This window comes from Bacillus sp. FSL R10-2201 (assembly GCF_038008665.1).
Lineage (GTDB): Bacteria > Bacillota > Bacilli > Bacillales > Bacillaceae_G > Bacillus_A > Bacillus_A mycoides.
This window is the reverse complement of the sequence record NZ_JBBOZP010000001.1, coordinates 1,002,529-1,028,097: the sequence shown is the minus strand read 5'-3', so window position 1 is coordinate 1,028,097 and position 25,569 is coordinate 1,002,529. Positions and strand designations below refer to the sequence as shown.

The following is a 25,569-nucleotide window of genomic DNA, read 5'->3' as shown; positions in this document are numbered from 1 at the left end:
CCACCTACAATACTATATAGCTCTCACATGTTCAGAAAAACGGCTTTTTCTTTTAAAAACTTTGCTTAACGTACGAAATTCGCGTTTTGTTGGTGCTACACCATCCGCCATCAAGCTAAAATTTTATAGTACCCTCAGAACGAAAAACGTGTACATTTCGCCCGCTTTTTATTGTTTTGGGGGCGTTATAAAATTTTTAAGTTGCTGTGTATGGGGTAGCACCAATTAAGCCTTTACGGGTAGTACTACTCCCTTATAATAAGGATATAATAGGACTCTCAACTTTATTTTCTTTTATTGATGAGATCGCTCATTTAAAATTGCATTATATAAAAACTGTGCATACTGTTCACGTGTTACTTTCATATCCGGAGCAAATTTCCCTTCGCCAACTCCTGCTGCAATTTGGTTCGATTGTACGGCACTAATCGCATCTTTTGCCCATGAGTTCTCTGGAACATCGTTGAAATTATGTGGAGCCTTCACATCTAGTCTAAAAGCTTTCGTAATAACTTGAGCCATTTCTGCACGTGTTAATGTAGCTCTCGGTCTAAAGTTTCCTTGATCATCTCCTTGGAAAACCCCTAGCTTAGTTAAAGCTAGTATTTCCTCAGGAAACATTGTTGAATTTTTATCGATATCTCCGTATGGATTTTCATATTTATCTTGTTTTTCTATATGCAAAGTACGGTAAATTAATGCAGCTACTTGTTCACGTGTTACATTATCACCCATACCAAATATTCCATTCCCATAACCTGCAATAATTCCTTCATTAGCTAAATCATGAATTGCATTAAATGCCCAGTGTCCTTGTGGGACATCCTTAAATATATTTCTATTTACTCCCGCATCAATTGTTAAATCATCATGTAAAAGAGTAATAGCATCTGTTACCCCAGTCTCACTTACATTAGAGTCAACTGTCATATCTTGTCCACTTTGCTTTTGCATGAAGACATACCCGGCAGGCTTCTTTACTTGTACACGATATGTGTTTTCTATTAATCCATCAAACAAGTAATGGCCTTCTTTATCTGTTTTTACTTCTTTTAATCCATTCCCATCTTTATTTAACAGTTGAACACGAACGCCTTCCATTCCTTTTTCACTTTGATCTTGAATACCATTTTGGTTACTATCTTTCCATACTCGGCCACCTAATTTGAGCACATTCGCTTTAATAGGCTTAGAATCAGTTGCTTCCCAAATAGGAGCGGTTAATATTGGATAGTTCAAAGCTTCTATTTTTTGCCGCATTTCTTGCGATGCTTTCAGTCCCCATTGATCAAAAAACGGAAGTACATTTTGTTTCGCTACTTTTGATGTATTATAAATAAATGCTTGTATTTTCTCATCATCCGTCTTTGGAAGTTGATCCTTTGGTAACTCTCGATATAGTTTGTGAAGATTTGGATAAAAATCTTCACCATATGCTAAATGAAGTTGCCAAATCATCACAAGTTTTACAAACAAGTCATCAATATTTTTATAGTCTTTGTCTGTTTGTTTTAAGTACGCGAAAGCTTTATCGTAAACCCTCTCTCGTTCTAAACGTGTTGGTTGATTCGGAAATAATTTCTTTTCTGCAGCTAAAGAGTATAAGTTAACTGTAACTTCAGTCATTCCTCTCAAATCATGATTCCACGTCCATGGGTATTGTTGTCTTGCGTGTCCTGCTTCATGCAGTTGTCCCCATTCAAACTTATTTACATCTAAAGCACTTACAATTGCGCCATTATCAGTAGGAAATACGGCTCCATCCAGACTTGCATACATGTACCCACCCGATGTGTTGTTATGAGGATTTTCTACAAAAGCCCAAATGCGGTGAGTTGGACGATGTAACGGATTAGAGTCTGTTTCAGATAATCCTGATATTTTATCTTGTGCTCGAATCATTTCATCATATTTTTTTAATAGAGGAACAGGATCTTGATCCACGATATATTTCTTGGCACTTTCCTGCGTAACAGTAAGTACTGCTTTCTCTGATTTAAGTTGGACAGCATGTGCATCCGGATACTTGTCCATCATCGCAATCCAATCTGCTTTCGTATGCTTTCCTAATTCGAAGAATGGAACAGGGCTCCCACCTTGTGTTACTTTGACCTTAACTGTCCCTGTATCTTGATGGTTATCAAACCCTAATAAACCACCGTTTGGAGAAGAAATCTTATTCATACCAGGAGAAAGATCAATTTCTTTTCCCCATTCTTTATCATATTGATGTGTTCCAATAATCGCTCTAATATTTTTGGTTCCCAATACTTCAATTGTAACCTCTTCATTCGGTTTTACATAAATTCCTGTTGGCATAAATGTTTTTTGCGCACTTCTTCTTTCTCTATCCGCTTCACTCCCAAAATTACCTACACCTGGAAGATCAAACTCTCTCTGTTCATATTTGTTTGTAGTCTGTTCAGCAACTGTTTCAGCATGGGCAGTCAAGCCACTTGTCATTATAGGTGAAAATAATGTAGTTGTCACAATAGCAGACGTCACAAATACTTTCATAGTTTTTTGAAACATGTAATAATTCCTTTTCTGCATATAAATAACCCTTTCCTTTTCAATTCGTTTCATTAAATTTCTTTCGCTGAATGAATGTAATTGATTTCGATTCCGTTTTTTTCTGAATATTAAATAAATTAATATCTGACCGTTCGCAAACCTTTCTATAGTTTGATAAATATAAAACATACCCGAAGGAATACATTCCCATCCTTGATCATAATAAATAATTACGAAAGTTAGAATTTAGGAATGAAACGAACCCCTTTCATTTTTGCTTATTACTACGAACTTAACATCAAAACAGGTCGTATAGCAATAAAAACCTGACAATTTCTGCTATTTTTCGACATTATTCTTTTCAAATTACTAAAATAGTAGTCTGTGTACAACACGTCTATCAACTAAAAAATTTTGAAATCAGTAAAGCGAAAAATGAGGTTCCTTTGCAAAGTTTTATAAGGGGTAGCACCCCATCGCTATCAAGCTAACAAAACAAAATCCCCACTAAAATGAAAAAATACGCCATCCTTTCTGTAGAATCATAGGAAAGGATGGCGTTTTTGTATGTCTATTTCTGTATCTGATGAATTACAACTATTTGCTCAAGAAATTCAAAGCTTCTTATCTCCGAATTTCTTACGAGATCTTGCTAGAGATGTTGGTTTTGTACAACGAACCAGTAAGTACCAAGCAAAAGATTTAGTCGCTTTATGTGTATGGATTAGTCAAAATGTCGCTAAAACCTCTTTAACTCAGTTATGTAGCTGTTTAGAAGCATCAACAGAAGTGCTCATCAGTCCTGAAGGACTGAATCAACGGTTTAATGCCACAGCCGTGCAATTTCTACAACAAGTGCTAGCTGAACTTCTCAACCAAAAGTTATCTTCAACTAAGCTGCTCACTTTTTCATACGCTTCTATTTTCAAGCGTATTCGTATCCTAGATTCAACTGCATTTCAACTTCCTGATGTATTTTCATCTGTTTATCCAGGTGCAGGAGGATGCAGCCATACAGCGGGGGGGAAGATTCAGCTTGAGTATGATCTATTAAGTGGACAGTTCCTACATATTCATACAGGTCCAGGTAAACAACATGATCGAACTTATGGTTCTCTATGTGCCCCAACTGTGACAGCGAATGATTTATGTATCCGTGATTTAGGTTATTTTCACTTGAAAGATCTTCAACATATACAAGATAAAAAGGCTTACTATATCTCTCGTATTAAATCAAATACACGTATTTATCAAAAAAATCCCACCCCTGATTATTTTCAAGATGGAAGAATCAAGAAAGGTACAGAGTATATACAGATAGATATGGAGGTCTTAATGAACTCTCTTCACCCAGGACAAACATGTGAAATATCCGACGCCTATGTAGGAATGATTGATAAAGTACCAACTCGTGTGATTGTTCATCGGCTAACGAAAGAACAACAACAAAAACGATTACAAGATCAAACTATAAGAGAAAAAAAGAAAGGAATGAAGTATTCTCCTCGTAGTAAACGACTCAGTGGCATCAATGTATATATGACAAACACCCCTACAGACATTGTCCCGATGGGACAAGTACATGATTGGTATTCTTTACGTTGGCAAATCGAAATTTTATTTAAAATGTGGAAGTCATTCTTTCAAATTCATCAGTGTAAAAAGATAAAACCAGAAAGATGGGAGTGCCATTTGTATGGACAGTTGATTGCCATTCTACTCTGTTCTTCTATCATGTTTCAAATGCGGCAATTACTTCTTATGAAAAAGAAACGAGAACTGAGTGAGTATAAGGCCATATATATGATTAAAGATTATTTTCTTCTTCTTTTCCAAGCTATACAGAAAGACACCCAAGAACTATCAAAGGTTCTATTTCGCCTATTCAACCTCCTACAGCAAAACGGGCGAAAATCTCATCGATATGAGAAGAAAACAGTCTTTGATATATTAGGTGTCGTTTACAATTGTACCATGTCTGATAATCAAGCGGCTTAATTCAAAAAAGGGAGATTTACTTATGAGATTAGGGCTCCTCCTTATTCTTGCTACTGATAATGAGACGTTATGTTAACTAGACGTGTATGAGATATACAATCAAACAAAATTTTTTCCATTTTTATTCTTATTTTAAAATAGATGCACAATCAAAATTCCACCAACAAATAAGATTGAAAATCCTACGACTATATATAATCCGTTTTTTGGTATTCCTAATATAATTGCAAGATAACTAAAAGAAAAAGCCCATTATGCTAAAACTATGATTTCTAACATCTTCTTTTTCATCAAAAATTAAGCACCCCAAATCCCCTTAAAAAAGTTGCATTCGGAATATTGTAAAAAAATAAAAAAAAGACCCTACAAGAGGGTCTTTCATCAGCTAATATTAAGCTTTTTGAACATTAGTAGCTTGTAGGCCACGTTGTCCTTTTTCTACTTCAAATGTTACACTTTGTCCTTCGTCTAAAGATTTGAAACCGTCGATTTGGATAGCTGAGAAATGTACGAATACGTCTTCTCCACCTTCACGCTCGATGAATCCAAAACCTTTGTCTGCATTAAACCATTTTACTTTACCTTGTTCCATAATTGTTGCCTCCTAGTGTGGATACCCACACATATGTTACTACCCTTGCTCAAATACCTTAGACGAAAAACAAAATTTATTCTTAATCTCAAACCGAACAAAAATAGGTCTTTCTTAAATTAACATACTTTCTAAAAAATAGCAAATTTCAAAAATAAGCCCTTATGGTAATTAGCTACTAATAGTTGTTACTGGAGAAAAAGTCACTATGATAGTCATCACAGCAAGAAATTTCCAAAGGATCTCAACAATATCATTGGTTTGATTTTTTTCAGACATTCAACAACTGATAAAATTAGCTATTTTCGAGTTAAATTTTACTTCTGATAACGGTAATTATGTAAATGAGCTGTCCATATGGACAGCTTATTGTATTTTTGCTTAGCGTGTTTTTTTGATGCATGTTGATCGTTTTTATCGTTTTGGAGTAACTCGTCCTTGTTAGCTTGATGGATATGGGGTATTTGCATTTCTTATCTTGATGGCAATGTGAAACTATCCCTAATATAAAAATACTTTGTCTTTACAAATAATACTCAAACATTTTTGCAACCTTTTCTTTCATTTTTTCTTTTATAGATAATTGATTGACGTCAGAGGATGTTACTTGCTTTGAATTTTGTAAGTCTGCATTAATCACTGGTTTTATTCTCGAAATATAGATAGGGTCATGAATATAACAGTTCATTTCTTCATTTAAATGAAACGAGCGTGAATCAAAATTCACGGTCCCAACCATCAATACTTTTTCATCAATCAAAAATACTTTACCGTGTAACACCCCATTTTTATAACCATATACTTCCATCCCCTGTTTTAATGCTTTTCGGATATATGGATATGCTGCTTCTTTAACTAATAGTGCATCCGAATGAGGTGAGAATAGAATTTTGACACGGACTCCCCTCTTTCTTGCATCTACTAATGCGTTCCAAATAGTTCTGTCTTTTGGTATAAAATAAGGTGTTAATATAATGATGGATTCTTTTGCTTGTTGAAACAGCATTGCATAATCTTGCCCAAGTTTTTCTCCACTATAATATGCAGTAAATCGTTGCGAGGTTGCTCCCTTTTCCTTTACCGCATTGTGTATCGGAATCGGTTTCTCTGAGTTTTTATTCCAGTCTAATACAAATTGGTGTTCTAAATCTTGAACTCCTTCTCCTCGTATTTGAAGATGATAATCTCTCCAATAACCAAGTTTTTCTTTTTCCCCCAAATACTTCTTTCCGATGTTGAATCCGCCAATGTAACCAACCTTTCCATCAATAACTGAAATACGACGATGATTCCGATGATCCAAAGAAGAAAAAAGATAAGGGAAAACAGGTTTATTGTAATATGTAAAATGAACTCCTTTTTTAACTAATAATTCTCTTTCCTTTTTCTTTAGTAAAATTCCACCTAACCTGTCCACTGCATAGTATACTTCTACACCTTCCTGACTTTTTTTCCGCAATAGCTCTAGAAACTGATGACTTACTTTATCATCAGCAATAGAAAAAAAGTTAATATGCACGTAATGCTTTGCTTTCTCTATATCTGAGAATAATTGATTGTTTAACTGTTTCCCATCTGTATACATAGTAATATCACTTTGACGCATAGGGTATTGACTAGAATTCTGGCTAAATACCCCATTTTTTTCGGCTATTGTTCTGTCAATTTCCCCCCAAACAAACAGAACTAAACATCCACCGATAAATAAAAAGAGGAATGCTCGGAAAATTCTTCCTATCTTTTTCAGCATATTTAATCTCCTTTATATATTATCGTTTTATTTCTGTTAGTTTTTGTTATTGGGACAAAACTATTCCATACATCTATTAGCTAAAAAATTCTCCTTTGAATGATTAACTATACAATTTCTCATTCGCATATCCCTAAAATTAGAAATCGTACTATGATAACAAAATAGACATTCTATATTTTGAAGTACATTTACAAGGAGGAATACTACATGACAGTAAGTACTAAACTTAAACAAACTATCGCTGGATTAAAGAGTGCTCAAGCATGCCTAGAAGGATTTGTTCTTGATACTGATAACAAGCAAGCAAAACAATTATATAAAGGTGCAGCACAACAAACTCAAGAAATTATTGAATCTTTAAATCCTCGTCTTCAACAAATTGAACATGAAGAGCCTCAGTACAAGTAATAACATAATACCTTTCACATAGAATATCGTCCCCATGGAAGAGTGCCCAGCTTAAATAACGATTATCATAATGCTGATTACGATTAAAGGGTATCGCCATATGCCCATCAACTTAAGAAACGGAATACACAATCTGCGTATGCTTTTATGAAACGACTCGTTCAAACTTTTGGAGAACCAACGGTTCTGACAACAGATAAGGCCCTTTCTTTACTTTGTTCACTCAAAAAATTAAAGGTGAATGACTTTTATAAAAGTACTACTCATTCTACAATCAAACATTTCAATAATTACATAGAACAAGATCATCGCTATGTAAAGCGCCCGTTTGCTAAATCCTCAGGATTCTAACACTTCGCATAAATCTGTCCTTATAGGTCAAAATATGTAAGGTATTGTGCTGGAATGCACTTGCCTATTCTAAATAAGGAGTGAGATGAGTGGCTGATAAAAACGAACGTAACCGTGTTGATAATGATACTGGCGAAGCGGTAGGAACTGGTGTCGGTGCTGTCGCTGGAGCTGCTTTGGGTTCTGTTCTTGGTCCACTTGGTACCGTTGCAGGAGCTGTTGCAGGAGGAGCGATGGGTAACAAAGTCGGCGAAGGTGCCGATGAGGCTAATGACAGTGTTGCGAACCGAGAAGATTAGACTTTAACCAAAGTGACACTGAATGAATTGGATTCCCAAAAAGGGAGTCCTTTTTTTTATTAAGTTAATTCAGCTTTTTTAGGTAAATTCCCAGTAAGATTGTGAATCAATTCACTTAAAGTAACGTGTGCGTTAGTTCAACAAGCTATAAGCAGCAATCATAATCATTTTCTTGGTCTTCCGCAATCGGGCGCTATTGCGGAATAAACCTTAGATTATCAATCGACTTTATTGTTATATTTTTGAGTACAGTGAAGTATCTTATATCGGAAATTAAACAACTATATTTTAACCCCGTCCTAAATTTAGAACGGGGTTATGCTTGTTTTAGCTTTTTAAATTTAATAGCACCACCTAAATGGAAGTTTTATCTCGAAACGAAGAGGTAACTCCAATTCTAAAAGAAGGGCCTGAAGTGTTTTGGAGTTTGTAGAGTTGATAGATGCTTTAAAATATGTTTCACCAAGTCGTGATAAACCTTTTACAGCTTATAAGCATATTACTGAAAATTGGGATGATAACTGGGATAGTGTAAATTCACAGTGGAAAAATATAATTGGATGATTATCAATTTCTAGTGTCCAAGGTGAAGCATTCAAGGAAGTTACTAGTACCATAGAAGGTTTCTTTAAGGAACAGGAATGACTATTAAGTCATTCCTGTTTGTTTTTTTGCGGTATCAAGTTAAGAAGCACATTCTTCCCCAAAAATCATAAAAATGAACTTCGGTGCTATAAAAAAATTCCATTTAGGGGGTACTTTAATATCCTAAAATAAAAAATGAGCTAAATCCTCCTAAATAGCTATATAGAGATAAAGTTGTTATTACAACATATTTTCCACTTTCAACTTGGTTGTCATTAGAGTGTTTTTCTACAAAATCAAGGATCCGGACATTAACTTCGTTAGAGAACTCACCATTGATTGCGTGAGATGCATTTTTCCAGTTAACTATATCGATATCTTTAACGTATTTTTTCCCAGTTGCAACTGCTTTTACGGAATTGTGCCTTGTACTTTTTTCAGCCATTAATGCAAGCACTGGAACATTGATATTTTTCAAGTCTTCTTTACTAAATAGATCAGGTGCTGGTGTTTTAAGTTTATAGTTACGCATACCCGACTCGATTAACTTAGCGATAGGCTCATCGTCATTTGTTTCTGCTCCTCCAGATACATAGCTTAACATCTTTTGTCTTATAAACTTAGGTACAATAGGGACGGCAGCTGGAATAGATGCAAGAATCATCTTTATGGGCATTTGCGCAAATACAAAGACTGGGTCCAATAAACTAGCCGTAGCAATATGCTCTGAATTATATCTGGCCAAATTCATTGTTGTCCAACCTCCAATGGAGACACCCACGATATGCACTTTTTCTAAACTTAATTCTTCAATTACTTCATTTAACCATTCTGCTTGTTGTTTTTGGTTTTCAATCACCTTCGTTTGCACACTCATTCCAGGTTCACCGAGTAAATCTATCGTGTAAACAGGCCTTTTCTCCCTTAGCCCTTCTAAATTGGGTACCCACATTGGAGTAGATGCACCACGTCCAGGGAGTAAGAGTATTGGCTCCTTATGTTTGTTTTCCTCTTTAGTAAAGTAATAAGCACGAATTGTGCCGTATTTAGTTTTTATATCTTTCGTATCGTTAGGTTTTGGAAGAAGTGCCATTGATTCATCGTAGGCAATTTGAAAGTCTTCCTTTCCTTTTTCAGATGTAAAGTGACCAATCCTATTATCATCTCTATTCACTTGAATTCCTCCTTTCTACAAATATATTGATGAACTTTATCAATATATTCATGACAATAATCCGTTGAAAATTTATCTTCTTTAAGCCAAAATTCTCATTTAGAAAAAAGAAAAGACACCCTAAGGTGCCTTTCTCCGACTTGAACCATCTTAATTTTAATAATATATATTGGACTCCCATCCAATTTTCATTTCACCGTATTTATCCATATTTTTGATCAGGAAAATATGAACAACATAGTATCTTATTACTGCTTGTTCATAGCTTTTATCTGTTCTTCATACACATATTTAGTAGTCATGAAGTCGTTAGGGAAGTCGCTGATTGCATTCTTCATAACGTTTAGTTCTTCCTGGGATTTAAGTTCAATACCATTTAAATGGTCAAACGCCTTAGCTTGTTCCTCTGCTACGTAGTTCTGTGTCATGTAATCATCTGGGAAGTCTTTCTTTGCTTTTTCTTTGACGGCATTCATAGCAGCTGTTTTATCGATATTTTTTACAGGATTTGTAAATCCCGATGCAGATTGTTGAACATCTTGTTTAGGCTGTTCTTTCTTTTCTGGTTGAGCTTGAATATCTTGTTTAGGTTGTTCTTTCTTTTCTGGTTGAGCTTGAATATCTTGTTTAGGTTGTTCTTTCTTTTCTGGTTGAGCTTGAATATCTTGTTTAGGTTGTTCTTGTTTTATTTCTTTTTTCGGTTCGGCGGGAGCTGTTGTAGCTTCTTCTTTGTTATTTTTCCCTCCAACAACAACAATTACGACAACGGCAATGATAAACCAAAACCACCACTTTGTATAAAACGAGTTTTGCATAATTCGCTTCCTCCGATTATAGGGAATGTAGAATTTCTCATCCAAGCATAACAAAAACGGTTATAACTATTATATCGAATTCTGTCGAACGAAAATAAAAAAAAGAGCGCTTGCTCTCGTCGGGGGAATGGTAAAAGAATTAGTAAGTAATTATCGTGAAGGAGAAGCCGCAGTGGAAGTTCTGGTGAGGTTTTTTACTAAACTACGCATAGGTAGAAAAGTAGATATATATACTTCTCTACCTACCTTAACGTTACTTGATAAGTACTTATTTTAATTATATATACAAGGAAATTAAACCGGATATAACAATCAATGGAAGGATTACTGCAAGTTTATTTTTAGAGGAACACGCTTGTCTGGGACACCTGGATGGATAACAAAAGCAAGTAAAACCACGATTCCTATAAACATAGCAAAAATCTTCTTTTTATTCATTACTAATCCTCCAAAATGTAAAATTCCCAAAGTTATCATAACAGATGCAATTATGTTCCGTTATCACATTATGTCGAACTAAAATAATAAAAAAGCATCTGAAATAGATGCTTTTTTCATTATCAATACATAAACGTAATCGTCACTAAAGAATATCCTTCTTTCGCATTATACGGCTCAGCTTTATAAGAAACACGGTTCGCTCCTTGCGGATAACCGATTTCTCCAATTACTTTTTTCACATCTTGCAATGCGACATCCATTGATTGTTTATAAAGAATTTCAATCTTTGCTGACTTTGTGCTATAACGTTGCTGCATTTTATTTTTGAATTCATTATAGTTATTTGCGATATATTCATTTCCTAAATAATTTAACTTTGTATCTTTCAATATTTGCTGATATGCAGGTGTTTTCGTACCACCTGTCGCAATTTTATTTGTTAATGTACTATAATAGTTTGTTGTAGCTTGCGGATAGTCCACGCGGTTCCACTCATGATTTCTTGCAATTTGCTCGTCAGATAAGTTGAAATAAGAATACGTTACGCGGCCTTGTTCATCTGGCACCGGATCATCGAATGTTGTATCAAGGTGATACCACTTGCTATCGATTTTAACTAAATTCCAAGCATGAGGCTGACCGTCTCCAGTTCCTACTACAAAATGATTCTCAATTCCAGCTTCTTTTAATAATTGATAGGTTAATAGTGTGTAACCTTGGCAAACGGCAGAACGATTCGCGAGTGCCTCATATGCTGTATACGCTTTATAAGACGTATCGTAAGAAACATGTTTTACAACATAATCATGAATCGCCTTCACTTTTTCATGATCATCCATCCCGACTTGAATAATAGAAGAAACGATCGCTTTCGCTTGTTTCATCACATATTCTGTTTGTTCTTTCGTTTCACGATATGTAATATTTAGCGTAAACGTATAATTCCCTGGCGATCCAGATAGTGAGTATGAAACATTCGATCTATTATAATTTGTATACTCATTTTTACTTGCGACTTCTTTATATGCGGTGAAAAGTGTATTCATCACTTCTTCTGTATTACTATTTTTCGTTTTATATGGAAGTGTAATGTTCGTTTCGTACGTATTAATACGTGTTTGCACTTCATTTTTGAATGCTGTTAATAATGTCGCATCTCCTGTATCTTGCACCGCAACCTCAGGCTTTTTATATTTCAATGCATTATATAAAAACTGTGCATACTGTTCACGCGTTACCGTTTTAGCTGGTTCAAATTTCCCGTCTCCTGTACCAGATGCAATCCCGTTTGACTGCACCGCACTAATCGCATTTTCTGCCCAAAATCCATTTGGAACATCATTAAATGTATGTTTTTGTTTAGCTGAAACTTGGAACGCATTTTTAATAATTTGCGCCATTTCTGCGCGGCTAACAGAATCTTTCGGTCTAAAACCGCCATTTCCATCACCTTTAAAAATCCCCAATTTCGTTAACGTTAAAACCTCTTCCGGAAACATTGTAGAACCTAAGCGAATATCTCCATACGGATTATTTAAAGTAGACCCATCTTGTAATACATAACGAGCACCATCATTACTAAACGTACCGCCTTGCTTATTCGGTACTAACACACGATAAATTAAAGCTGCAACTTGCTCCCTCGTCGCAACATCACCAAAACCAAACTTTCCATTTCCATAGCCTGAAATAATATTTTTACTCGCTAAGTCTTTAATCGCAGGATAGGACCAGTGCGATGTAGGTACATCCGAAAAAGTACCCGTTTCAGCAGCTTTCACATCACTGCCATTTGTATATAATAAAGCACCACCAATAAGTGATAATGATGTAATTGATTTTAATAGTTTTATGTACATAATGCATTCTCCCAATACGTCTTCTATTTTTGTTATTTTTTGTCGAAAAATCTAAAAAGAATATGACAAAAGACATTATACAATTAAAAGTTTTCGAAGGATATAATAAATTTTAAAATATGCAAAAACTCATATTGTTATATTTTTCCGTATTAATATTACGCTATTTTACTTACGAATATATAAATAAAAAGGAAAATACTAACGTAACATTCATTATACATAGCGCTTTTTGAGATTTTATCGAAAATGAATTTTATATCTTCCTTTTCTACAATAAAAAGAGAGCTGTCCATAAGTCAGTTTCACCAACTTACGGGGCAGCTCCCTCATAATTTCACCTTATTCTATCGATGAATCCAAACTGCACCTGCAGATTTGTCTTCAGCTTGACCTACTACTTCAAACTTCAATCCTAATTTCGGCAACTTACGTCCTGCATCTGGAATAGCGCTGTTGATGTACTGCTTAGAATCATCAAATTTTGCAACTCCTGGTAATCCTTTATAGTCAAAGATACCGCGAGTTGGCGAGTCTACTCTCCATGCTGGCGCTTGATCAAATGAGAATGCCGCATCGGCAATTTGATAACGCGTACTGCTCTTCACAGTCGGTTGTCCGTTTAATGTACCTACGATTGCCTCTGGATGAGAATCTACTACTCCTAAGAATCCTTCACCTGGATGAACACCTACCCAGTTATCTGTAAAGCTTTGATCCGCATACCATACAACCATTCCTGTATTAAAGACTGGACCACGCGCATGTTTTAACGCCGTGTCAGAACCAGCGTAATTTCTCCACTCTACGTAGTAGTTATTTTTTTTCTGTTCCAATCCGTTAGATACAGTAAATCCTTTTAACGTCATTGCTGGCCCGCCTTCTGCATCATCTGAGAAAACAACTTTGCCATCTACAGTTAATGCAGCATTATCTAACGCAAATCCTTTATAAGCTACTGCAATATCTGTTAAATACTCAAATTGCAGTTTTACTTTTTTCCCTTTGAATTGGCTTAAATCGTATGATTTATCAACCCACTTACCATCAGTTGTATCCACGCCGCCTTTTACATCTTTTTCGCCCATTCTATCAATACGTGTCTTCGTTCCATCTTCTGCAATCGCATATACGTCAAGGAAATCATACTTCGCTTCAAGTTCGTAGAATGCCTTATAATCGAACTTAGCATCCTTTGCATTTGTTAAGTCAAATACTGGTGTCTCAAGTGTTGTATGAATGTCATTTCCTTTTGTGCTGTAATAAAACTTCTTCCCAAATGCCGATTCGATATTTTTAATATCCTTGTCCGGCAAGTTAACACGAACGATTCCTGGTCGTTTTGATTTTGTAACACTTTGATCTAAATATGTTGCAACACCGACTCCTGTGCGAAGTTTATCATAATCTACCTCAACGATATTCGCCCAGTTGCCCTTCATATTCTTTTGGAAAAACTCTTTATTTTGTGGTGAGAAGCTTGTTGGCTCTGTTCCTGCAATTTTTCCAGCCCAGCTGCCGCCGCTCATAATAGACCATGACTCAACAGGTTCACCTTGTCCCGAGTACTTCGTATCGTACTCATCTGGTAATCCTAAATCATGACCATACTCATGCGCAAACACACCAACCGCTCCATCTTCAGGCTCGATTGTATAATCGTATGCAGCCATCTTTCCGCCCCAATTTGAAACAGAAGATTTTGTGCCATCAATCGCATATGGTTTTGATCCAAGTTTTGAACGATGAGACCAAATCGCATCATCTTTCAATTTACCGCCGCCAGCTTCTTGACCCACGCCAGCATGTACAACCATTAAATGATCAATAATGCCATCTGGCTCATTTTTATTTCCATCACCATTTTGATCGTACTGATCAAATTGGTCATAATCAGCTAAATTAATTCCTTTTGCTACCGCTGCTTTTAATGCTTCTTTCACAAAATCACGTGGCCCTAAAGGACCCTTATTATCATGGCCAGTTCCTGCATCCGCACCATAATCTGAAGCTTTTCCTGGAACAGTAAGCCATTCCGTTACAGTTCCATCCACTGTGTAGCTGCCGCCAGATTGTTCTTCATAATATTGTTTAAATGTGTTAATCTTCGATCCATCAAATAACGTAAATGGTTCATTACCAAATAACATTTTTTGATAATGTTCACGATTGAAGTCCTTAGAATACATGTATCCTGGCTCTTGATCAATATTGTTATGCTTAAAATCGCTAAATTCTACAAGTAAAACAAGTACTTTATCTTTTCGAACAGCACCGTTGTACTCTTCTTGCTTCGCTGGTGCAGTAGGTACTTTTCCATTTAATTTACTAGAATTCAATCCTGCACCTTGTCCAGCTACTGGCCCTACTGTTGGCTGCTGTGCCTGTTCATTTTCCTTCATTTTTGCATCTTTTACTTTTTTCATAAAATCAGAAGCTTCTTGCGTAAGACTATCTCCTGTCAAGATTTCTTTACCAGGGTTTTCCCCTTTCTTTTTCTCAACATATTTTTCGACAGCCTTTGACGTCTCAGCTTGTGATGCAGATTGATCAATTACACCCCGTTGTTTTAGTGCTTCCGCCAAACGCTCATCCGGTATTAAATGCTCATCTATTGGTAGAGATGGTGTTGGTGTATCAGCATACGCTGCATGACTTCCAAAAGCAAAACTACTACTTAGTACTGCTGCTGTTGCTAAAACTGATAATGGTTTTAACTTCTTATTCTTTTTCAATGCATTTCCTCCCCAGTGTCTGCGAATTATCGTTTTTTTTGCCGATAGCAACATAATATTCTCTTTATAGAGAATATTCAATGTTTTTCAACAATTAAATGTTGAGAAATATTTTTTTGTGCAGGGTGGGATACGTAGGATAAAAAATACAACATAAAAACTGATACTTTTCTTGCTGGTGCAAAAACTCTAAAAACCTTGTAAGTACGCTCTTAAACTTGGACATACTGATACTATTAATTTAGCAAAGGTTTGCACCAGAACCTTATTTTTTAATCAACATTATTTAACTGACTCTACTTGTTTTTCTAATTTTATTCCAAGGAATTTAGCAAGCTCAAGCATACCAAATTGATTAGCTACAGACTCTGCGTCAGAATTATAGTTTGTGTTTGTATTAATATCATACGTATAAATTGTTCCATCCGAACTGCGAATAAATTCAATACCAGCGACAGTAATTTCATTTTCTTTCAAAAATTCTTTGTATTGTTCAATAATTGGCTCTTGGAAGTCCGATATAATTTCAAATTTTGTTGACGACTCTTTCTTACTCTCTTCTCCTACTGGGCAAAAAGCATCGTGAATAGAGCAAGCATCTGCTGGACAAAGCTCAAATCCTTCTGATGTATCTACTTTAACTGCATATACAAACTGACCGCCTACAAACTCACAACGTGTAATATATGGTTCTGGCGCTTCAATATATTGCTGGATTAAAGTAATTCCATCAATGGGTTCTTCAAATGTCGGACCATCCAAATATTGTTCTAAAGCATCAATAGAATGAAAAAGTTGAACACCAAGGCCTTTACCTGCACGGTTATGCTTTGTAATGAACGGTACTTCCCCTAACTCCCTTGCTGCTTTTACTATATTATCACGGCCAACAGTACCAATTGTTTTTGGCACTTGTATCCCAAAATTTCTTAATGCTGCATATTGATTCAATTTACTTACTTCAAGGCGTAATGCACGAGACCCATTAAATACTGTTCGCCCGTATCCCTCTAGCCAAGCCAGAACCCCTTCAGTCAATTCAGGTGCATATCGATGCCCTCTCGTATGTGAAGAAGCACTCATGCGGCTATAAAAAACACCTTGGGGAGGTTCTTGTTCTAACGAAACAGTTCCTTCATCCAAAAACCATTCCTCATAAGGTAACTCCAGTTCTTCCAACCTTTTCACTAAATGATTCGTCCATTCCTTATTCTCATGTAATATGTAAATTTTACTCATTTGTAATCAATTCCTTTCTTTTTGCTTCAACTAACGGCATCACTTTTTCAGAAAATCGTTTCATCTCTTCAAGCTGTGGAGAAAATTGTAAAAGTAATAACGTAACACCCACTTTTTCAAAAGCAAGTATCCTTTCTGCAATTTGTTCTGGTGTTCCGATTAAATTAGGACGTAACCCGCGATTAGATACGGAATAATCATTTAGCTTCACTTGCTGTTCCAAATGCGATTTACTAATAAAATCTTGGTAACCCGCATAACCTAGAGCATCGTCTTTCACATCCGTTATACGTCTCCATTCTTCTAACGCCTCTTCTTCTGTATCACGACAAATGACGTAAGCCGCGAGCCCGAATGACTGCAATGGCTCCTCTGTAACTTTCTTTCTACGATTCTTCATATCTTCTATTTTCACAAATACTTCTTCCACTGTTCCCCCATGCATTACATATGCATCCGCGTGATTTACAATGACCTCTTTTCCTCTCTCACTCTCACCACCTGCATAAAGCTTAATTCCTTGTTTCTGCACAGGTTTTGGACTTAAATGTGTATGATGAAGCTCATAAAAGTTCCCTTTATAAGAAAACTCTTCTTCTTTCCAAAGCTCTTTCAAAACTGTTATAAATTCCTCTGTGCGATCATACCGTTCATCATGTGCGGTAAATACCCCGCCGTACTGCTTCGCTTCTTCTTCCCACCATGCTGAAACTACATTCAATGTAAAACGGCCATTACTTAATTGATCGATATTTGCTGCCATTTTCGCTGTAACTGCTGGATTGTGGAAGCCAGGTCTTACAGCTGTCATAATCTCTAATCGATCCGTTACCGCAGCAAGTGCTGCCGCAGTTGTCCACGCTTCTAAACTTGGTGCTGAAACACCTTTTATATCATTTAAATTTAATTCTGCAATAAGAGTTGTTGAAAAACCTAATTGTTCTGCCGCTTGCGCTGTTTGCTTTGCATACTCAAACGTAGGCGGCATAGATTCATCATCTACATTTCGAAGCCATCCCCCCAAAATCGGCAACCAAAAACCATACTCCACTACCTATTCCCCCTTTATCTTTTAGCCATAAAAAAAGCTACTCTTAACGAAATAAGAGTAGCCTTCTTGACTAAATGAACCGCTCTTATCTTTCAGGTTTTTTTTCACCTGCAGGATTTGGCACCTTTCGTCTAAAACGAGGTTGCCGAAGTTTCATAGGGCCCGTCCCTCCACTTCTCAACATAAGAATTGTTTGATTTCCATTTATTATAATCATCAGAATAATAAAAATCAATATTTTAATACTTATTTTTCCGATATACATTAAATGATATATGAAAAATCATATTGTTATAGAGATTTATAAGGGTATTATGTTGTTTTACTTGCGGATATATAAAGGGCTATGTTGTATCATGTCGAAAACATCATTTATAACTAAGTTGCTTTACTTCTATCGTAAAGGAGATAGAGAATACGCCAAAATAAATATCAACCTAAAGAGGTGTTAGTAACATGAAAAATAAACGATGCGAGAATTGTGGTTCTACTACATTTAAAGAAGGAAGGGTTGGATCTGCTTATCATGCATATGTTTGTGAGGATGAATCTAGTAGATTCTTTTCAGGAGGGAAACGTTCCAAACTATTAACCACATTTTGTTTAGAGTGCGGTGAGGTGCAATCATTTAGAGTTGAAAAACCGGAGATATTTAAAGAATAAAATAATACTAATTACATATTTACAGTAGGAATGATAACAACGGACGATTTCGCTACAACTAGAGTAAATACACCAATCATATTAATAAAAAAACAAGGAACCTATTAGTTGGTTCCTTGTTTTTTTAGCTAAAGCAGACTTCTTTGGAGAACCCAAATAAAAGTTAAATCGACTCCTATTTAACATTTCCCTTCAGATATATGACAGTAAAGAATACATCATCACGGTGTCAGCAAGCAAAAGTGTATTCTGCATTTCTGAAAACAGTAGATGGCAGATTGTGACCTGCTGAATCTGCTAAGAAAGAATATACAAGAACATCCTTAACATCATCTTTATTTCCACTAATGATGACATCAAGAAAATCTTCTATTTCGAATTCTGGCGTAAACAACACAATCTTAGTTGTTCTGTTTGGTTCTAAAGAAACAAAAGTACGAGAGATTTCAACTAATTCATTTTGAGTTGGGAAAAAAGTGTTTCGACTTCTCTTAACAGTTACCGTTACATTACTAGTATGGCAGCGTGAATCATTGTTTAACATAATGTTGAGAGCAGTTGGAATAATCCCATTTTCAGAAACTGGAACTCGAAACACTCCAGTAGATTTATGAGCCATATAATCACATCCTTTCAAAATAAAATATATTTACAATATATTAGATGCAAGAAACGTTCATTTTGATATGGACAAATTATGTGATTAATATATCTATAATAACCCTTGGTATTACTAAGACAATGATTTAAAAGATTAAAAAATATCGTGAGAACCAATCGAATGTATATTAAAAGGAAAAAGAATAAGGTGTCTAAAAGATTCCCTATTTTGAGCCAATAATGAGACATTATGTTAATCTTATATGTATAGTTGCACAAAATTGAGAAACTTAAGGAGACAGATCAATTTTATGAGAAAATCATTCATATTACTTACTTTAATTCTAGTATTAGTCAGTGTTACGGCTGCTTGTACACAAGATAAAAAAGATAGTGCCGTTGAAAATGGTCCAATAGAAGAACCAACCGCAAAAAATGAAAATGAAGAATTAATAAATTTTGAAGAAAAAGAAGATATGAGCCGCTTGGAACAAGGTATTTTATTAGTTGGTGAGAGTGTTAAAGGAGGCTATTACTTGGCCACCGTTCAAAGTGCATATTTAAATGCTAACAACGATTCCGTCGTTGTTAATGTCTCTGTAAAAAATGTACGAGGTCAAACGATTGGACTATCAGAATTAAAATATAACCTAAAAGATGAAAAAGACGGAAAGGCCTATGAAGGCAAGGTGCTTGACCAAAACCCTTCTGATATACAAGTTAAACCAAATGAAACAGTAGAATTGAAAATAGCTTTTGAAGTACCAAGTACCACAGATGAATATATGTTTTATATTGAAAGCTCTTTAGATCCTCTAGGAGCACACTGGAAAATCGATAAGCTGCAATCACAAAAAAACTAAATCTAAAATACAATATAAAAGTCCCTCTACCTAAGGCAGAGGGACTTTCTAATTTCTATTTCAAACTACCCGCAATCTCCGTAAAGATAACTCCAAGCGCATGTGCACCTGCATCTGGGTATCCTAAGCTTCTTTCACCAACTGTACCTGCGCGGCCCATGCGAGCGACGATTTCTTTCGTATACTCTGCGCCTTTAACCGCTGCTTCTGCCCCTTTTTCAAAGGCAGTTTTTACGTCTACTTCGTTTGAAGCGCTGTCTAACCAAGAGTCTACACATGGAGCAAGTGCATCAACAAGCGTTTTATCACCAACTACCGCTCCTCTACCGAACGATCTTTCACCGATAGATTGTATGCCGTGAAGTGCCGCTTGCAATATTTCAGCGAACTCTTTGGCTGTTAACTCACGTTTTTCGCCTGCTGCTTTACTAGCTGCGCGGAATGCTCCGCCCCAAATTGGACCAGAAGCGCCGCCGCAATGTTCCATAATAATCATTGAACAACCGTCAAGGAATGATCCGATCGTTACATTCTCTTGATCTACAATAGAATGCCACTCACGCTTTAATTGCTTAAATCCTTTTGCAACACTCATTCCGAAGTCGCCGTCACCTGCATGTGTATCTAACTCACAGAACGGTACTTCATTTTTAATAATAATGTCACTCATTTTATCAACGAGATAAATCATGTTATTTAATGTAATGACATTATCTTTAATAACAGCGTGCTCTTCCGCTGTTTCTATTTCGAAGGAAACTTCCTTCTCTTCTACATCTTCAAGCACATTCACGTACTCTACACTTTCAACTGGTCCATCTACTTTAAACGCTGGTGTATTACACTCTTTCGATAACAACGTTTTTAGCTCGTCATCTAACTTCATCACTGTTAAAGACATACCAGCCATATCGATACTCGTCATATAATTACCGACGAATACTCTATTAATTTTAATGTTTCTAGCAGCTAATTCTCTCGTAACTGCGTTGTTAAATAAGTATAGTTCTTGCAGTGGTGTGCCGCCAAAACCATTTACAAGAAGCGCAATTTCCTCGCCATCTTTTACTCCTAAATCTTTTATTAAATCATTTGTCATACGGTTAGCTAATTCATCTGCTGACAGCGTTTTTTCACGTTTAATACCTGGTTCACCGTGAATACCTACGCCGTATTCCATTTCATCTTCCGCAAGTGTAAAAGTAGGTGATCCGCTCGCTGGAACTGTACAAGAAGTTAATGCTAAACCGATTGTACGCACGTTAGCCGCTGCTTTTTCCGCTACAGCTTTCACCGCTCCTAAATCCATTCCTGCTTCCGCTGCTGCGCCGGCAATTTTATGCACTAAAATAACTCCCGCAACGCCGCGGCGTCCTACTGTATACAAACTATCTTCTACTGCAATATCATCGTCTACTTTTACGTAGTCGACTTCAATTCCATCTTCAGTCGCTAAATGTGCACCGTTTTTGAAATTCATAATATCGCCGCTATAATTTTTAATAATTAATAATGTACCTTTTTTACTAGCTGTTTCTTTAATTGCTTGATAGACCTGAATTTGCGAAGGAGAAGCAAACACATCTCCGCACACTGCCGCATCTAACATTCCTTTTCCGACTAACCCTGCATGCGCTGGCTCATGACCACTACCGCCACCACTAATTAACGTTACTTTATTTTCATTCATTTCTTTCTTCTTAATAACTTTATATTTTTTCAAAAGCTCAAGCTCTGGATGAGCCATAACCATTCCGTTACACATTTCCATTACTAATGTTTCTGGTTTGTTTATAATCTTTTTCATTGTAGTTCTCCCTCAATTCCTTTAATATATTGTGATATATTTGAAATCTTCTTCTTACTACTCATGTTAAAATGAAAGCGTTTTATAGTAAACGGACAAAATGGACAATCTGTCTAAAGACACCGCTCTCATTTGTAGGTAGGATTTTCATATTACTAACATTCTAGGGATGATTCAGATGACCTCTTCTATAATTTCTAAAAAGATAATCGCGAATTCATTGAAGTATTTAATGGAAACAGAGTCGTTTCATAAAATATCAGTGAGCGATATTATGTTACACTGTCAAATGCGTAGACAAACTTTTTATTATCATTTTAAAGATAAATTCGAACTATTAAGCTGGATTTATAAAGAAGAAACGAAAGAAAATATTATAGACTTTCTTGATTATGAAACATGGGAAAACATTTTCGATTTATTATTTGATTACTTTTATGAAAATCAAAAATTTTACCGAAATGCCTTTAAAGTCATTGAGCAAAATTCGTTTAATCACTATTTATTTGAGCATACGAAAAACTTATATATGAAGATTATTGATGAACTATCCATGAGCTGTAGATTCAGCCTTTCGAATGAGACAAAAAATACGATTGCCTCTTTTTATAGTCACGGCTTCGTTGGGACGATAAAAGATTGGATTGAAAGCAAATGTGAAGTAGATCCATCCATTATGTCTTCTCTCATGAAAAATATGATAAACAATCAATTACTACTATTACTCGAGCAATCAGCAAAGTAATTAAAGGGTGGCAAAAGCAATGAAAAAGATTATGAATGATGTAGAAAATATTGTTCAAGATATGCTGCATGGCTTTTATTTTGAACATAACGAAAAAGTAAATTACGACGAAACACATAACATCATTTATGTAAAAGATATCGCAGAAATGAAACAAAATGTCGCCATTATAAGCGGTGGTGGTAGCGGACACGAACCAGCCGATATTGGCTATGTAGGAAAAGGTATGCTTACAGCGGCAGTAAACGGCAGTATCTTCACTCCCCCTACAGTGGAACAAATTGTGGCGGCAACTCGCTTAATGCCAAAAGATAAAAGTATTTTATTCATCATAAAAAACTTTAAAGATGACGTAGAAAACTTTTTAGCGGCAGAACAAATCGCAAAAGAAGAAGGAAGACAAATTGACCACATCATCGTAAATGACGACGTTTCAATTGAAGATGATGCTTCTTTTAACAAAAGAAGACGCGGCGTCGCTGGTACTGTTTTCATTCAAAAAATAGTAGGCGCGGCCGCTGAGAGCGGTCATTCTTTAGAAGAACTAACAGCACTTGGCCAATCTGTCATCCAAAACTTACACACATTAGGAGTCGCCCTTTCACCTGCAAACGATCCAGTACAAGGAAAAGCTTCATTCACATTAAACGACGATGAAGTCTTTTACGGCGTTGGTATTCATGGCGAAAAAGGTTACCGCAAAGAAGCACTATCCTCTTCTGAAATATTAGCGATTGAACTTATGAACAAACTAAAAAGCATTTATCGCTGGAGAAAAGGTGACAACTTTGCCATCCTCATTAACGGACTCGGTGCGACACCATTAATGGAACAATACATTTTCGCAAACGATATTCGCCGTTTATGTGAGCTGGAAGGCTTACATGTGAAGCTCGTAAAGGTTGGTACCCTTCTCACTTCTTTAGATATGAAAGGTGTTTCGCTCAGTTTGCTTAAAATAGAAGATTCGGATTGGGTGAAGTGGTTGAAGGCGGATGTTAGAGCGAGTGGTTGGTAACAATAAACTAAACATTATGATGATTGAACGTTTAGTAATCAAAAGTACTGACTTATATGAAGAATGTATAAACCTTAGGTATCTGTAAATAAATCGAAGCATACATACTATTTGCAAGTTATCCGCCAGTTTCGAAATGCGGTTATCCAGTCGGAGAAAGGCACCTTAATGTGTCTTTTTTTTATTTTCAAAAGGACCTGCTCAATTATTGCGTAAAAAACATAAAGTAAATTGAATCCGTTAAAATACATGAGTGACCCCTTGTTTTCCCCTCTTATTAAAGGAGGAACTATTATGGGATTTGGTGGTAGTTGTGGCGGCTGTGGATTTTCTGGCGGCTTTGCTTTATTAGTAGTATTGTTTATTTTATTAATCATAGTTGGAGCTTCTTGCTTCTGCTAAACAAACTATCGGAAAAGACACTCTTATATGGGTGTCTTTTCTTTGTAAACTAAAAAGAATGAGAATGAAAGCCTTTGGTCATAATTACGACTAAAGGCTTTTTCTATATAAAAAATGAAACATAGTAAAAATAAAGTACTTACTTAAATTGTTTTTCACTTTACAAACTATATCCAAAAAGTTGGATAGTTCCTTTTACTACTCATATTATTAATAAATAAAGCAATAACTACAATAACAACGGAACCAACTAAAACCGGCGTTACTAAATAACTCCAACTATTTGCTCCTAAAATAACGACAATTGGATCAGCCCCTGCCGGAGGATGCGTTGTTCTTGTTAACATCATAATAGCAATCGACACCCCGACTGCTAAAGCAATTGTCCAATATTCATTCCCAAACAAATGATATATTGATAGACCAATGAAAGTTGAAATCAAATGTCCTCCAATAATATTACGCGGCTGAGATAGCGGTGCATTCCAAACTCCAAACGCTAATACACAACTCGCTCCAAATGGAGCCATTAGTAATTCTGTAGAAGTTATACTCGTTAAATATGTTAAGGTGAGAATTGTTAAAAATCCCCCCAGTAGTCCCGTTAAAGAATCCTTTATATTTACTTGTAATGGACTTCTCCCTTTCCCTTTCATTTTTGCAAAATATCGTACACTTATTGGTTGAGCCTCTTTCTGCTTAGCTGCTGTTATATTATCCATCGTTTTCCTCCTTTATCGCGCTATTCGCAGGGATGGACATCCCACTGACTAAAGTCTCACTTTATTTACCAATAATTATAACCCGAATTAACTAACCTGTAAATATTCATTTTAGAGGTTAGTTAAAAGATACAAAAAAAAAGAATCAACTGCTATAAGCTGATTCCTAAACCTCTTCAGATTTTCGAACCTGAAATTTTGCTACTTTTTTCCGGTTCCCACATATTTTCATAGAACACCATTTTCGTTTTCCACTTTTATCTATAAATAATAAAACACAGTCGGGGTTTGAACACCTTTTAAGAGAAATAAGCTTATTTTCTGCTATTAACGTTAAAGCATCAAATGCAATTAACGATACAAGTACATCCTCAATTTCTCCAACTGGGATAGGTACTAGACGCTGTTCAATGACTTTATATGTAAATGGTGCCTTCTCAATTTGTTTTTCTAAATACGCAATAAAATCATTAGAAATTTCGTGCAGATCAGCAATTGCCTCAAACTGTTTTCTCAGTACTTCTCTTACCTCTAATATGCTAGATGTAACTTGATTCACTCGCTCTTGAATTCCTATAAGTGTTTTTTCATTCCAAAAAGGAAGATTAGCCTTTATTACATGTAGCCATTCTAATACATCTTCATCTGTTATTAATAAATCATAACGTTGTCCACGCCTAACTAACTCTGTATTCACTAAATCTAATGAGAGATTTCCAGATATAAGCGGGAATTGTTTTGTTTCCTGCATGTACTCATCACCTACTCTTTAACCAATCATATTCTAAAGCAATATGACGGTGCAACTTTTTATAAATTCACATCCAGAAAAAAGCCCTATTACTAGAACATCTCATCCACATTTAAAGGAATCTACATACGCCTTCTCCCCTTAAAATCACCAAAACCCATTTACAAATCTATAAAAGTAGATA

At 35.8% G+C, this 25,569-nt stretch carries 20 protein-coding genes, 3 pseudogenes and 1 riboswitch; of the genes and pseudogenes, 10 read left to right on the top strand and 13 right to left on the bottom strand.

Annotated elements, in window-relative coordinates:
* Positions 1 to 294: 294 nt before the first annotated feature.
* Positions 295 to 2,586: a M60 family metallopeptidase gene (locus NSQ69_RS05265; protein ID WP_263894637.1), complete on the bottom strand. Its 2,292-nt coding sequence runs from the start codon at positions 2,584 to 2,586 to the stop codon at positions 295 to 297.
* 495 nt (positions 2,587 to 3,081) lie between these two features.
* Between NSQ69_RS05265 and NSQ69_RS05260 the strand changes: the two genes are divergently transcribed.
* Positions 3,082 to 4,512 carry an IS4 family transposase gene (locus NSQ69_RS05260; protein ID WP_078206500.1) on the top strand — a complete coding sequence of 477 codons (1,431 nt, stop codon included), beginning with the start codon at positions 3,082 to 3,084 and terminating at the stop codon, positions 4,510 to 4,512.
* Positions 4,513 to 4,903: 391 nt separating this feature from the next.
* Here the strand turns inward: NSQ69_RS05260 and NSQ69_RS05255 are convergent, their stop codons facing one another.
* Positions 4,904 to 5,104, bottom strand: a complete 201-nt coding sequence (locus NSQ69_RS05255; RefSeq protein WP_000434816.1) for a cold-shock protein — start codon at positions 5,102 to 5,104, stop codon at positions 4,904 to 4,906.
* A gap of 523 nt (positions 5,105 to 5,627) precedes the next feature.
* Positions 5,628 to 6,854, bottom strand: a complete 1,227-nt coding sequence (locus NSQ69_RS05250) for a phospholipase D-like domain-containing protein (RefSeq protein ID WP_016126658.1) — start codon at positions 6,852 to 6,854, stop codon at positions 5,628 to 5,630.
* Between the two features lie 210 nt (positions 6,855 to 7,064).
* Here NSQ69_RS05250 and NSQ69_RS05245 point away from each other — a divergent pair, with 210 nt between their 5' ends.
* The 4 genes and pseudogenes from NSQ69_RS05245 to NSQ69_RS05230 all read left to right on the top strand — a co-directional run bounded on the left by NSQ69_RS05245 (position 7,065) and on the right by NSQ69_RS05230 (position 8,560).
* On the top strand, positions 7,065 to 7,265 hold the full coding sequence (locus tag NSQ69_RS05245; RefSeq protein ID WP_000218933.1) for a DUF1657 domain-containing protein: 201 nt from the start codon (positions 7,065 to 7,067) through the stop codon (positions 7,263 to 7,265).
* Positions 7,266 to 7,379: 114 nt separating this feature from the next.
* A pseudogene (locus tag NSQ69_RS05240) lies at positions 7,380 to 7,613 on the top strand (DDE-type integrase/transposase/recombinase); the annotation flags it as partial.
* A gap of 92 nt (positions 7,614 to 7,705) precedes the next feature.
* Positions 7,706 to 7,915, top strand: a complete 210-nt coding sequence (locus tag NSQ69_RS05235) for a glycine zipper domain-containing protein (RefSeq protein ID WP_000764047.1) — start codon at positions 7,706 to 7,708, stop codon at positions 7,913 to 7,915.
* A 435-nt stretch (positions 7,916 to 8,350) separates the two neighbouring features.
* Positions 8,351 to 8,560 (top strand): annotated as a pseudogene (locus NSQ69_RS05230) (hypothetical protein).
* Between the two features lie 208 nt (positions 8,561 to 8,768).
* On the opposite strand, the pseudogene NSQ69_RS05225 reads toward NSQ69_RS05230, so the two are convergent.
* The 6 genes and pseudogenes from NSQ69_RS05225 to NSQ69_RS05200 form a co-directional block, all read right to left on the bottom strand.
* Positions 8,769 to 9,674: pseudogene (locus NSQ69_RS05225) on the bottom strand (alpha/beta fold hydrolase); the annotation flags it as partial.
* A 248-nt stretch (positions 9,675 to 9,922) separates the two neighbouring features.
* Entirely contained in the window at positions 9,923 to 10,489 is a 567-nt protein-coding gene (locus NSQ69_RS05220; protein WP_341099008.1) for a hypothetical protein, read from the bottom strand.
* A gap of 560 nt (positions 10,490 to 11,049) precedes the next feature.
* Positions 11,050 to 12,789, bottom strand: a complete 1,740-nt coding sequence (locus NSQ69_RS05215) for an S-layer homology domain-containing protein (RefSeq protein WP_341099007.1) — start codon at positions 12,787 to 12,789, stop codon at positions 11,050 to 11,052.
* A gap of 347 nt (positions 12,790 to 13,136) precedes the next feature.
* Entirely contained in the window at positions 13,137 to 15,524 is a 2,388-nt protein-coding gene (locus tag NSQ69_RS05210) for an immune inhibitor A domain-containing protein (RefSeq protein WP_198957799.1), read from the bottom strand.
* Positions 15,525 to 15,806: 282 nt separating this feature from the next.
* Positions 15,807 to 16,763 (bottom strand): ATP-grasp domain-containing protein, encoded by a 957-nt coding sequence (locus tag NSQ69_RS05205; RefSeq protein WP_078203496.1) that lies wholly within the window; start codon positions 16,761 to 16,763, stop codon positions 15,807 to 15,809.
* Positions 16,756 to 17,814: an LLM class flavin-dependent oxidoreductase gene (locus NSQ69_RS05200; RefSeq protein ID WP_341099006.1), complete on the bottom strand. Its 1,059-nt coding sequence runs from the start codon at positions 17,812 to 17,814 to the stop codon at positions 16,756 to 16,758. Before NSQ69_RS05200 ends, NSQ69_RS05205 begins: the two co-directional genes overlap by 8 nt.
* 82 nt (positions 17,815 to 17,896) lie before the next feature.
* Positions 17,897 to 18,003: riboswitch (SAM riboswitch) on the bottom strand.
* 267 nt (positions 18,004 to 18,270) lie between these two features.
* Between NSQ69_RS05200 and NSQ69_RS05195 the strand changes: the two genes are divergently transcribed.
* Positions 18,271 to 18,477: a hypothetical protein gene (locus NSQ69_RS05195; protein WP_002035364.1), complete on the top strand. Its 207-nt coding sequence runs from the start codon at positions 18,271 to 18,273 to the stop codon at positions 18,475 to 18,477.
* Between the two features lie 229 nt (positions 18,478 to 18,706).
* Here the strand turns inward: NSQ69_RS05195 and NSQ69_RS05190 are convergent, their stop codons facing one another.
* Positions 18,707 to 19,096: a hypothetical protein gene (locus NSQ69_RS05190; protein WP_002125705.1), complete on the bottom strand. Its 390-nt coding sequence runs from the start codon at positions 19,094 to 19,096 to the stop codon at positions 18,707 to 18,709.
* 292 nt (positions 19,097 to 19,388) lie between these two features.
* Between NSQ69_RS05190 and NSQ69_RS05185 the strand changes: the two genes are divergently transcribed.
* The gene (locus tag NSQ69_RS05185) at positions 19,389 to 19,940 is read left to right on the top strand and encodes a DUF4352 domain-containing protein (RefSeq protein ID WP_341099004.1); all 552 of its coding nucleotides are present in this window, start codon (positions 19,389 to 19,391) and stop codon (positions 19,938 to 19,940) included.
* A 55-nt stretch (positions 19,941 to 19,995) separates the two neighbouring features.
* On the opposite strand, the gene dhaK is transcribed toward NSQ69_RS05185, so the two are convergent.
* On the bottom strand, positions 19,996 to 21,747 hold the full coding sequence (dhaK, locus tag NSQ69_RS05180) for a dihydroxyacetone kinase subunit DhaK (RefSeq protein WP_078203494.1): 1,752 nt from the start codon (positions 21,745 to 21,747) through the stop codon (positions 19,996 to 19,998).
* 178 nt (positions 21,748 to 21,925) lie between these two features.
* Here dhaK and dhaS point away from each other — a divergent pair, with 178 nt between their 5' ends.
* From dhaS to NSQ69_RS05165, 3 genes are all read left to right on the top strand, one after another.
* The gene (gene dhaS, locus NSQ69_RS05175; protein WP_002125695.1) at positions 21,926 to 22,492 is read left to right on the top strand and encodes a dihydroxyacetone kinase transcriptional activator DhaS; all 567 of its coding nucleotides are present in this window, start codon (positions 21,926 to 21,928) and stop codon (positions 22,490 to 22,492) included.
* Between the two features lie 19 nt (positions 22,493 to 22,511).
* Positions 22,512 to 23,510, top strand: a complete 999-nt coding sequence (dhaQ, locus tag NSQ69_RS05170; protein ID WP_088045982.1) for a DhaKLM operon coactivator DhaQ — start codon at positions 22,512 to 22,514, stop codon at positions 23,508 to 23,510.
* A gap of 294 nt (positions 23,511 to 23,804) precedes the next feature.
* Complete coding sequence (locus tag NSQ69_RS05165; protein WP_000505673.1) at positions 23,805 to 23,912, top strand: YjcZ family sporulation protein; 108 nt, start codon at positions 23,805 to 23,807, stop codon at positions 23,910 to 23,912.
* A gap of 167 nt (positions 23,913 to 24,079) precedes the next feature.
* Here the strand turns inward: NSQ69_RS05165 and NSQ69_RS05160 are convergent, their stop codons facing one another.
* Both NSQ69_RS05160 and NSQ69_RS05155 read right to left on the bottom strand, forming a co-directional pair.
* Entirely contained in the window at positions 24,080 to 24,634 is a 555-nt protein-coding gene (locus NSQ69_RS05160; protein ID WP_002125693.1) for an HPP family protein, read from the bottom strand.
* Between the two features lie 166 nt (positions 24,635 to 24,800).
* The gene (locus NSQ69_RS05155) at positions 24,801 to 25,385 is read right to left on the bottom strand and encodes a CGNR zinc finger domain-containing protein (RefSeq protein ID WP_016126648.1); all 585 of its coding nucleotides are present in this window, start codon (positions 25,383 to 25,385) and stop codon (positions 24,801 to 24,803) included.
* Positions 25,386 to 25,569 lie beyond the last annotated feature (184 nt).

Excerpts from the sequence above, each read along its gene's own strand:
- NSQ69_RS05265 (WP_263894637.1), bottom strand. The coding sequence starts at position 2,586 with ATGAAACGAATTGAAAAGGAAAGGGTTATTTATATGCAGAAAAGGAAT.
- NSQ69_RS05260 (WP_078206500.1), top strand. The coding sequence starts at position 3,082 with ATGTCTATTTCTGTATCTGATGAATTACAACTATTTGCTCAAGAAATT.
- NSQ69_RS05255 (WP_000434816.1), bottom strand. The coding sequence starts at position 5,104 with ATGGAACAAGGTAAAGTAAAATGGTTTAATGCAGACAAAGGTTTTGGA.
- NSQ69_RS05250 (WP_016126658.1), bottom strand. The coding sequence starts at position 6,854 with ATGCTGAAAAAGATAGGAAGAATTTTCCGAGCATTCCTCTTTTTATTT.
- NSQ69_RS05245 (WP_000218933.1), top strand. The coding sequence starts at position 7,065 with ATGACAGTAAGTACTAAACTTAAACAAACTATCGCTGGATTAAAGAGT.
- NSQ69_RS05220 (WP_341099008.1), bottom strand. The coding sequence starts at position 10,489 with ATGCAAAACTCGTTTTATACAAAGTGGTGGTTTTGGTTTATCATTGCC.
- NSQ69_RS05215 (WP_341099007.1), bottom strand. The coding sequence starts at position 12,789 with ATGTACATAAAACTATTAAAATCAATTACATCATTATCACTTATTGGT.
- NSQ69_RS05205 (WP_078203496.1), bottom strand. The coding sequence starts at position 16,763 with ATGAGTAAAATTTACATATTACATGAGAATAAGGAATGGACGAATCAT.
- NSQ69_RS05195 (WP_002035364.1), top strand. The coding sequence starts at position 18,271 with ATGAAAAATAAACGATGCGAGAATTGTGGTTCTACTACATTTAAAGAA.
- NSQ69_RS05190 (WP_002125705.1), bottom strand. The coding sequence starts at position 19,096 with ATGGCTCATAAATCTACTGGAGTGTTTCGAGTTCCAGTTTCTGAAAAT.
- NSQ69_RS05185 (WP_341099004.1), top strand. The coding sequence starts at position 19,389 with ATGAGAAAATCATTCATATTACTTACTTTAATTCTAGTATTAGTCAGT.
- dhaK (WP_078203494.1), bottom strand. The coding sequence starts at position 21,747 with ATGAAAAAGATTATAAACAAACCAGAAACATTAGTAATGGAAATGTGT.
- dhaS (WP_002125695.1), top strand. The coding sequence starts at position 21,926 with ATGACCTCTTCTATAATTTCTAAAAAGATAATCGCGAATTCATTGAAG.
- dhaQ (WP_088045982.1), top strand. The coding sequence starts at position 22,512 with ATGAAAAAGATTATGAATGATGTAGAAAATATTGTTCAAGATATGCTG.
- NSQ69_RS05165 (WP_000505673.1), top strand. The coding sequence starts at position 23,805 with ATGGGATTTGGTGGTAGTTGTGGCGGCTGTGGATTTTCTGGCGGCTTT.
- NSQ69_RS05160 (WP_002125693.1), bottom strand. The coding sequence starts at position 24,634 with ATGGATAATATAACAGCAGCTAAGCAGAAAGAGGCTCAACCAATAAGT.
- NSQ69_RS05155 (WP_016126648.1), bottom strand. The coding sequence starts at position 25,385 with ATGCAGGAAACAAAACAATTCCCGCTTATATCTGGAAATCTCTCATTA.